Origin of the sequence: Castellaniella sp., from assembly GCF_047971665.1 — a bacterium.
Taxonomy (GTDB): Bacteria; Pseudomonadota; Gammaproteobacteria; order Burkholderiales; family Burkholderiaceae_B; genus Castellaniella.
The window spans coordinates 59,730-68,395 of the sequence record NZ_JBKEAA010000022.1; the positions used below are offsets into that span (position 1 = coordinate 59,730).

The 8,666-nt window shown below is 56.2% G+C and carries 3 protein-coding genes; all 3 read right to left on the minus strand.

Annotation, left to right across the window (positions count from 1 at the left end; all coding sequences use genetic code 11):
* Positions 1-75: 75 nt before the first annotated feature.
* On the minus strand, positions 76-3,456 hold the full coding sequence (locus ACK5JE_RS10020; protein WP_416801564.1) for a DEAD/DEAH box helicase family protein: 3,381 nt from the start codon (positions 3,454-3,456) through the stop codon (positions 76-78).
* Positions 3,456-6,602, minus strand: a complete 3,147-nt coding sequence (locus ACK5JE_RS10025; protein ID WP_416801565.1) for a site-specific DNA-methyltransferase — start codon at positions 6,600-6,602, stop codon at positions 3,456-3,458. Before ACK5JE_RS10025 ends, ACK5JE_RS10020 begins: the two co-directional genes overlap by 1 nt.
* 32 nt (positions 6,603-6,634) lie before the next feature.
* Positions 6,635-8,666 (minus strand): helicase-related protein (locus tag ACK5JE_RS10030; RefSeq protein WP_416801566.1); only part of this gene is annotated, 2,032 nt, incomplete at its 5' end.

Below are 8,666 nucleotides of genomic sequence, written 5' to 3' on the forward strand. Positions count from 1 at the left end.
CTATTGATTCTCATCTGCTGGATGGGGAGATCAAGCAGGTATTCCACGGAGGGCATGGCTCCTAGCGTCAGATGCTTATGTCAGTGCGCTGAAAAGCTTCGACAGATAGCTATTTGGGCCATCTTCCATGAACAACACATTACGGTTTTCCAGCTCGGCTTTTTTGGCTGGGTCGCCCACGTTGAGTAGGTCGGAAAACCTCGTAGGCGACAGAATAAAGGCGTTCAGGATTAGTGGAGGCTCACCCGCCTTGGCCTGTCCAGCCAGCGTTGTTTCCAGGGTTTTGACTTCCTTGTACAGCCCCAGTTTCGGGTGTGACAGGTCGAGGTTGCGCAACCCCTTCGGATCGACAAAGGTGAGCCACTGTTTGCCGCTGGTATCGTCCACCAGCCACAGCAAGAAATCCGGGTAGAAGTTGCCCGCCAATGCAAAGCCCAAACCTTTGTCCGCGCTAGCAGCATTGCGCAACAGGTACAGACTGCGCTGGCCGATAGCCTCGCGCCCACCTGCAGACCGATAGAACGCCTCCAAATCGCGAACAAACGTCACTTCGCTGGGGGCACTCAATCCCAGTGGACGCAGCTTGAGTGGCACCAGATCCTTGTCGCTATCTTGCTCGAAGCCAAACAGAGGATAGAACAAGTGCCGGTCGAAGCTGATGGCCACCATGTGCGGTGCATACCATTGGCTTGCCTCGCCAATTTTGCTGTCCGAGACCAGTTTTTTCAGGGTCTCCAGCTTTTTTTGGTATGCCAGGCCGTCATCATTATTCTCAATCTCGAACTGGTACAGTTTGAGCATTGACCCGTGGTCTTCGTCGACGTGGGTAATGTCGTAGAACTGGCCCTCGTACCCGGTCTTCAATGCCTTGTAGAAACGGTCGGTATAGTCCGTCAATAATCTTAGCAGGATGTCTTCTTGCTTGTGAATGTCGGCGAAGGTCGTTACGTTCAGCTCGGATGCAGGAATGAACAGCGTATACCAAGCCTGATCTCCGGCGCAGAAGTCGAACAGCTTCTGCATGTCTAGCCGCAGATTACTCCAACTGCGTTGCAGCTTGTAATCCTGCAAGGCTAGATAGATACGGTCCCAGTTGAAGGCCGAGAATAGGGCGGGGTTCAGCTTGCCCTTATTCCGTGCTTCTGCCAAGGGATGCACATGTTGCGCCCCGGTATTTTTGCTGGATAGTGCTTCAACGCGAGGGTATAGATCAAGCACCACATGAGGGAGCTTGATCTTGCCTTGGAACTGCGTGGGGATTTCATAGAGCCACGGGAAGTGCGTGCGCTTGAACCCGAGTTTCTGGTTGTCCTTGTAGCCGTCCTTCAATGCCAAGGTCTTCAACTTGCCCTTGGGTAGGTTGGCCCGTGTCGGAAAGTCCAGCTCCAGTACTTCGTCACTTGGCGTGATGCCTTCCTCGCGTAGGTAATCTTTGAACGCAGCCATGTAGCTGGCGCGCACACCAAAGATGTTCAGCGCCTCCAGCTTGTTCAGATGCACGCCCTTGGGTCTGTCCTGCGGCAAGGTGCGCTTGAGTGAGAAGCCTTTGCCCTTGAGGCGCACCCCGCGTCCAAATAACTGGATGATCTGAGAGCCTTCACCCTGACCCATATTCAGCAGACCCATCGTGGACACGCGCCAGCTGCTCCAGCCTTCCGTGAATTTGCGTGAGCCGATCAGCACGTTGAGGCGGCTATCTTTGTTGTTTAGTGTGCTGAACAGCGCACCGCCGAAGTCGTCGCGTTCGCTGTCAAAGGTCTTCACGCCCTCTGCCATCCCGTAAAAGCCCGAGTCGTCACCGATGTTAATGAGGCCAAACGGATCAGCATTGCCCACACGCAATGCCAGCTCGCCCTTGCTGCCTTTGATGTTGACCAGCTTCAGGCGCTGACGGGCCGAGGCATTGAACACACGCCGCAGAATGTCAGCGTACAGATCATCTACGTGGTCGCTAAAGCCCATTAAGGGCGTGAATCGACCGCTGAAAATATTGTTGCCTTTGGCGTCCAGAATCTGTGCCTTGTCAGCAATCAGGTCGGCCAGCCAGGTCTTGATCTGCGTGTCGCTGTTCAGGAAGTCAGCGAGGAAGCTCACTACCTCCAGAATGTCCGATTCTTCACCTGAAACCTTATTACCAACAAATACCCACAGCGGCTTTTCAATATTGAAGTCCGTCAACTTTTCATGGTGCGTGTTCCATAGCCATAACTGCTGGTAGTAGGAGAGCAAGCAGGCGGTGAAGTATTTGCGGGCGTTGTCGGCCTGTTCGTAGGCCTCACCGCTCATGTTGAGGATTAGCGACTCTTTACCGTAGCCATCGTCATAGAAGAATTTGTACGAGTAGTCGAACAGGATGCATTTGGCGTAAATCTCGCGGGTAGCGGTGGTGCGCGCGCGACACTTGTCCTCGGCAGTCAGTGCAAGTTGTGCTTTCTGTCCGTCGTCCAGACTACGCAGGCTACTGGTGTTGAACAGCATTTTGGCGCGCTTTTTCTGGATGTCTTCTTCCGCTGCCGCCACGGTCATACCCTTTGCCACTGCCTGCCCGAAGGTGGCCGAGTACTCAAAGGCAAACCCACCTCGCACCAGTGCTTCGCGCCGTGCCATCCACGCGCCCGCTGCTGTGCCCGTACCCCGGTGGCCTTCGTCCACCAGCACCAGGTTGTTGCCCTCGAAAGCATCGACGGCGACGGTCTTGTCGCCCATCTCATCGCCCAGCTTGTTGATGTCGATGATCTCGATGGTACCGCGTGCCGGTGACTGGGTTTTGTTGAAGAATTGCGAGAGCTCAAAGCCCGATAACTCCAACTCTTGCAGATGCTGACGGCTCAAGCCTTCGTTGGGCGTGAGCAGAATGATCTTGTCCGGGTACACACCGGCTACGCCTTGTTGAAAATAGTGCAGGTACTGGTGAATATTGACGTGCAGCAGCAGGGTTTTGCCGCTGCCGGTGGCATTCCAGAAGGCGATCTTGTTCAGGTCGTCCGCGTCGAAATCGCGGAAGGGTTCCGCGCCTATCTCGGTACGGTAGCGCGTCATTTCCTCGTTCAGGCCATCGAGCAAGTCCTGACGGTGATTGAAGTACCAGTCCAGATACAACTCGGTAAACAGCAGCGATAGGTACTGGAAGTACTTCATCTGCAGTTCATGGCCTTCCAGCTTGTTGCGCTGGGCCGTGATGGCCTGCCAGTGGGCGACGATGTTCAAGTCGTAGCGCCGCAGATCGGCCTCGGGCACCTTGTTGGGATCGAACAAACCCCGGATCAGTTCGTGGAAGAACTTGGTCTGGCCGTCCTCGTCGATGCCCTCGAAACGGTCATCGCCCAGGCGCATCTTGAGCGCCGCCAGCGTGCCGCCCTCAAAGAAGCCCAATACCCAGCGGTTCAGAACCAACTCCTGATGAAAGCTGCGCTTCTTGGCAGCCGCACTCCTTGTGGTTTTTGCAGCTCGTGCCATCAGACATCCTCCACCGAGAACATGCGTTCCAGGAACTCCGGCTCGATCTGCCGCAGCTTGAGCACGCGAGTGGCACCGCCTTCCTCGGCGGCCTGCGTCAGCACGGTGGGGATGTTGTGGTCGCCGTTGATGTAGACCACGTCGAACTCGTTGTCCGCCGGGTTGATGGCCAGCTTGTCGCAGAGCTTGCCTACACCTTCGTAGTCCAGCATATCGCAGTCGCGCCACAACACGAGGCAGCTTTCACCGCCGGGCAGCGTGCCGGTGACGGTGACAAAGCCGCGCTGTGGCTTGGCGTCGATGTGCTTGACTCGCAGGCCGATCAGGAAATTGAATGTCTCGACCAGATCGATCTTGCGCGGCTCGAACGCTCCCGCCGAATCCACAGCCACGTTGAGGGTGTAGTCGAAAGGCTTCTTGAAGTCTTCCACCGACAGCAGTGAGCCACGGCTCTCCACGTCCAGCACGTAGTTGAGTAGGTAGTCGTCCTTGGCTTGCTGCGGCAGGGTGTTCAACAGATCGCCCTGCGCGGCAGTGCGGCGCAATTGCAGGTTGTTCAGGGCGTCTTCGTAACTTTCAAGCTTGAGGACTTTGAAGCAGTGGGAGATACCGGTGTCCGGTGCAGTCGGCTTTCCGTTTGCCCATTCGGCAGAGAATACGACCTTCTGCAAGCGTGGCTTGAGCACAGTATCGAAATACTCACCCTGCTCAACAAGTAGGTACTGCCGCTTACCCCCATCCCTGCGATTCAAAGTGATGGTGGCGTGTGCCGTTGTTCCGGATCCGCCGAAATAATCAAGTACCAGTGCATCATTTTTGGACGCGCCAGCGATATAAATGGCGTCAACAACGGCGTGAATCGACTTCGGGTAAGAGAACGCGCTTCCACCAAACAGATGCTTCAAAAGTGCAGTACCGTGCTCTGTTGAAGAATGTTTTGCATCAAACCACGACGATACTGATACAACTCCGTCCTCATTAGGACGTCTCTTGTAGTAGATATAATCCTGTCCGGATCGATCTTTTCTAACTGCCAACGATTTCAGAGAATTCGTGACAGTCTTTCCTTCCCAGCGCCACGTCTTCTCGACGCCGTCGTCGTTGTTAGGAAAGACCACCTGCTCGCCATCCTTGGGAGGCTCAATATCCACCCATAACTCGTTAACCTCATCCCACGACATTTCAGGGACCCGGATTCTCTCTCCGTAGATATAAATTGGGTAATAGAGTGCGCGGCGTGCGGATCGATCTGAGTTAGATCCCTCGCGCCTCAAATTCCGCCATTCGAATACCCCATCCTCATCGCGTTGATTGAATCTAGCCATTTGCTCGGTCGTCGGTGGCAGTCTGCCAATAACTGATTCTGAAGTTGCGCCAGCAAAAATTAGGTATTCATGGGAGACAGCGTAGCCGCTTTGTGTAGGACGTCCGGATGGGTTTGAACGCACCGTGACAGTTCCGAGAATCCGGCCGTCAAAGATATTTGACATTAGAAAGCTCAATTCGCGTTGTTGTGCATCATCAATCGCAGCAACCAATACGCCGTCCTTTGTCAGCAGATTCCTTGATCGAGAAATCCGACTGTCCATAAGCGATGCCCAGCTGGAAGACTTGTAGCCGTTCTTATAGGAAATGGCGCTTGCGTCTGTGTTGTATGGCGGGTCAATGTAGATGCAGTCAACACTGCCAAGATACTTCGATTGGAGCGTTCCAAGCCCTTGAAAGTTGTCGCCATGTATGAGAATGCCATTTAGCGTCGCGTCTATGTCGGCTAGATGCTTCAGTAAGCTGGCTCTGAAGTCAGCCGAGAACAGACTCGTATCCAACATCCGATACGGCGCAGCTTTCAAGTCCTCCACCGTCCCCGGCGCGTCGCCATCCCAAACGCCCAGTTGTTTCCACCGTTCCCATTGCTGCTCGTTCGCCACCACTTCCGGCCACAGTGCCTCCGGCACCCGATCCAGGGTGATGCAGTAGTGGCTGGAGACGACGAATTTCTTTTTCAGCCAGAGCTTTTTCTGAAAATCCTCCAGCTGTGCGAGGAAGGCAATTAACTCCAGCGCAATGCTGCGTAGGCACTGGATCATGCGCAGGTTCTTCTCGATATCTGCAAACGCGCCCGCGTTCTGCACGTCGTCCAGATGCATGACTTCGTTTTTGATGTAGAAGTCCAGCTCGCGCCGGAGGAAACCACCCAGATCCTTGTGGATGAAGTAGTCAGCCGTATTCTTGGTGGTGTAGTCGCTCAGGTGCTTTTCCAGCAGGGTTCGCTGCGGATTCTTTTCGGTAGGCGCACGGTTACCCAGAGCCAGCCAGCGTGCCTTGACGGCAACGTCCGCTAGCACGGCCTCTACGGCCCTGGTAACCAGCGCCTCCTGCTTGGTGCCTTTGGGCTGGGCAGCGTACTCAAAGCGGATGATCAGATCCTGATTTCCGTCACTGCCCGATACTTCCTCCACGGGCACCAGTTCGTCTTCGTACTCGTCGCCGTTTTCATCCACACGGGTGACGGTCTTGGCCGCTACTAGCGCAAACCGACGTTCCTTGTCGTTGTCCTTGCGGTTGTCCTTGGCGGTGTCGGCGGCGGCAAGGCGGAAATGCACCGTGCGGCCGTCTTCAAGCTTGAAGCTGTAGTTGCTGAAGTTCTCGCCGCTCTTGGTGTAGTACTGATCCTTATTGGCCCAGTGCAGCATCACCTCTTCGCCCGCGTAGGGGATGGCGTAGGTGTCGCCCTTGTAGCGACGCTGGCTGATGAAGTCGCCTTCGCTGTAATAGCGAGAGAAAAAGGTGAGCAGGTGCGAGAACACGGTGTTTTCGTGTTCATTGACACCGGCACCGTACTGAGCCAGTTTCTGCCGAAGCTCCAGCACTTTGGGCACGGTATCCGGGTTGATGCCATCCGCCTGATACTGAGCTTCCTTTTCCTTGAGCTCACGCATCACTTGTTCACGTTGCGACTCATGACCACTGCTTAGGGCTGCCTGGACTTTTTCGGCCAATCGGTTTTCCAGGTAGTTGTTGATCTCGCTCGCGCGGGCGTTGAGAATGCGGTAGATGCCAAAGTCCAGTTCTGGGCGATCAATTTGGAAGATCTCGCGCAGCTTGGCGACAAGCTCCTGGAATTTGGGATTTTGTGTGTTGGTCATGACTTGCCCTGGTGTCGGATACTTGAATCGGGTTAGAGCACTTGCCAGCGCACGCTGAACAGGGTCTCGTGGTTTGTCTTTTCCTGCAGGCGCTGCTGGAGCGAGGCAATCAGCTCGTCGCGCTTGGCGATGATCTCGTCTTCGACAACGAAGATTTCCTGCCGCAGGCGGCGCTGCTTGCGTTCCAACTCTGACAGTTCGCGCTGGATGCCGTCCTGCTCCTGCAAGGTGGCGGCCTTGCGGGCGTCGCGCTTCAACTGGGCTATGCGCGCCTTGGTGGCCTTCAGGGCTTCCTCTGCGGCTAGCAGCTTATCGTCGGCCCAGTGTTCCAGTTTGTCGCGTTCTTCATTGAACAGGCGCTGGTTGCCTTCCAGCACCTGGGCAATAGTAGCTTCGAGTGCGCGCCGGCTGTTGGCCAGCAGGGCCTCAGGCACAGCGGTGCTCAAAGGACTAGGCCTGCCTACTGCTGGAATGGTCATCAGCTTTTCGCAGGTTTCCTGATCCAGCGCCTGGCCATCGTCAGTGAGGCCGGAGAACAGCAGTGCCTCGGTGGTCTCGAAGGCGGTGACTTCCAGTCGAGCCAGCGTAAGCCAGCCGGACACGCCGCGCAGTCTCTCGATGACAGAAACGCGTGCGCCGTGTTTGCCATAATCGAGTTTCAAGGTGGCGACGGGCGTGGCCGCGTTCAGGCTGGCATCAATGCTCCATTCGCCCAGCGGGTGGCTGAGGCGATAGGCGTGCGCCAGCATGTCCGGCTGCGCCGCACCACGAATGAGCTGGTAGCGGCCCGTGGCGATGCCAGTTGGTGGCGTGTTCAAAGAGAACGCATAGGACTGTTCATCGAAGCGCGCACGGCCTTCCAATGCAAAGCAGGTGACACCCCAGAACCAACGTCCCAGCTTGTCGAGCCGTGCCTCGGCGTCTTGAAGGCGCAGCTTGAGCCGGTCGTGAACGTCCTCATCGAAGTTTTCCAGCAGTTGGGATTGGGTGTCCTTGATACGGTCGGCGATGACTTCTTCCAGTTCCGTTTGCAAGGCATTGAAGGCGGCTTCGATCTGCTCGGGCTGGCGACAGGTGTCGTAGATCTGGAGGATGCGCTTCTCGAAGTCGAGGCCGCCTTCAATGCGGCCTAGCACTTCATCGCTTGCACCGAACACGCCGGAGAACAAGTTGAACTTTTCGGTGAGCAGTTCCAGAACGCGCTGGTCGGCCTGGTTTCGGGTATTGAGGAAGTTGATGACCACGACGTCGAAACGCTGACCGTAGCGGTGGCAGCGGCCAATGCGCTGTTCGACACGCTGCGGGTTCCAAGGCAGGTCGTAGTTGATGATGAGTGCGCAGAACTGCAGGTTGACACCTTCGGCAGCCGCTTCGGTGGCGATCATGATTTCCGCGCCGTTGCCGTCATCCTTGCGGAAGTGGTCGATCAACGCTGTTCGACGATCTACTTGCGGCGAGCCGGTGACGCGATCCGTGCCTTTGTGTTCTTCCAGCCAGTGTTGGTAGATGGCGGTGGAATCTTCATGATTGTTGGTGCCGCTAAATAGCACCAGCTTGTCCGCGTGGCCGTTTGCCGAGAGGAAACGGTGCAAGTACTCCTGCGTGCGCTTGGACTCCGTGAAGATGATGGCTTTGCGCGGTGCGCCTAGTTCGGCCATCTTGCCGAAGCCCAAAGTGAGCGCCTTCAGTAGCGCCTGCGCCTTGGTGTCGGTTTGCAGCGCCTGGGCGGCATCGACGAACGCAGTCAGCTCGGCGATCTCGGCGCTGATGGCAGCACGGATGGCATGTGCGTCTTTTGCAGCGCTCGTCTGGTTGTTTTCCGCTGGTGCGGGGGTAGGAGCTTTGGCGGCTTCGTCAGCCTCGCTGGCTTCCTCTTCCAAATAGTCTTGCTCTAGGTCGTCCTCAGCAATGAGCTGTTCGACCAGTTGGCTGCCATCGTCTTCCGTTGTGTCTGCTGTAAGCAATCCCTGGAGACGCTCGCGGATGGTGAGGAGAGTGCCCGTCACTGCAGTTGCGCTGGAGGCTAGTAGTTTGCGCAAGATCAGCGCCGTGAGATGGCGTTGC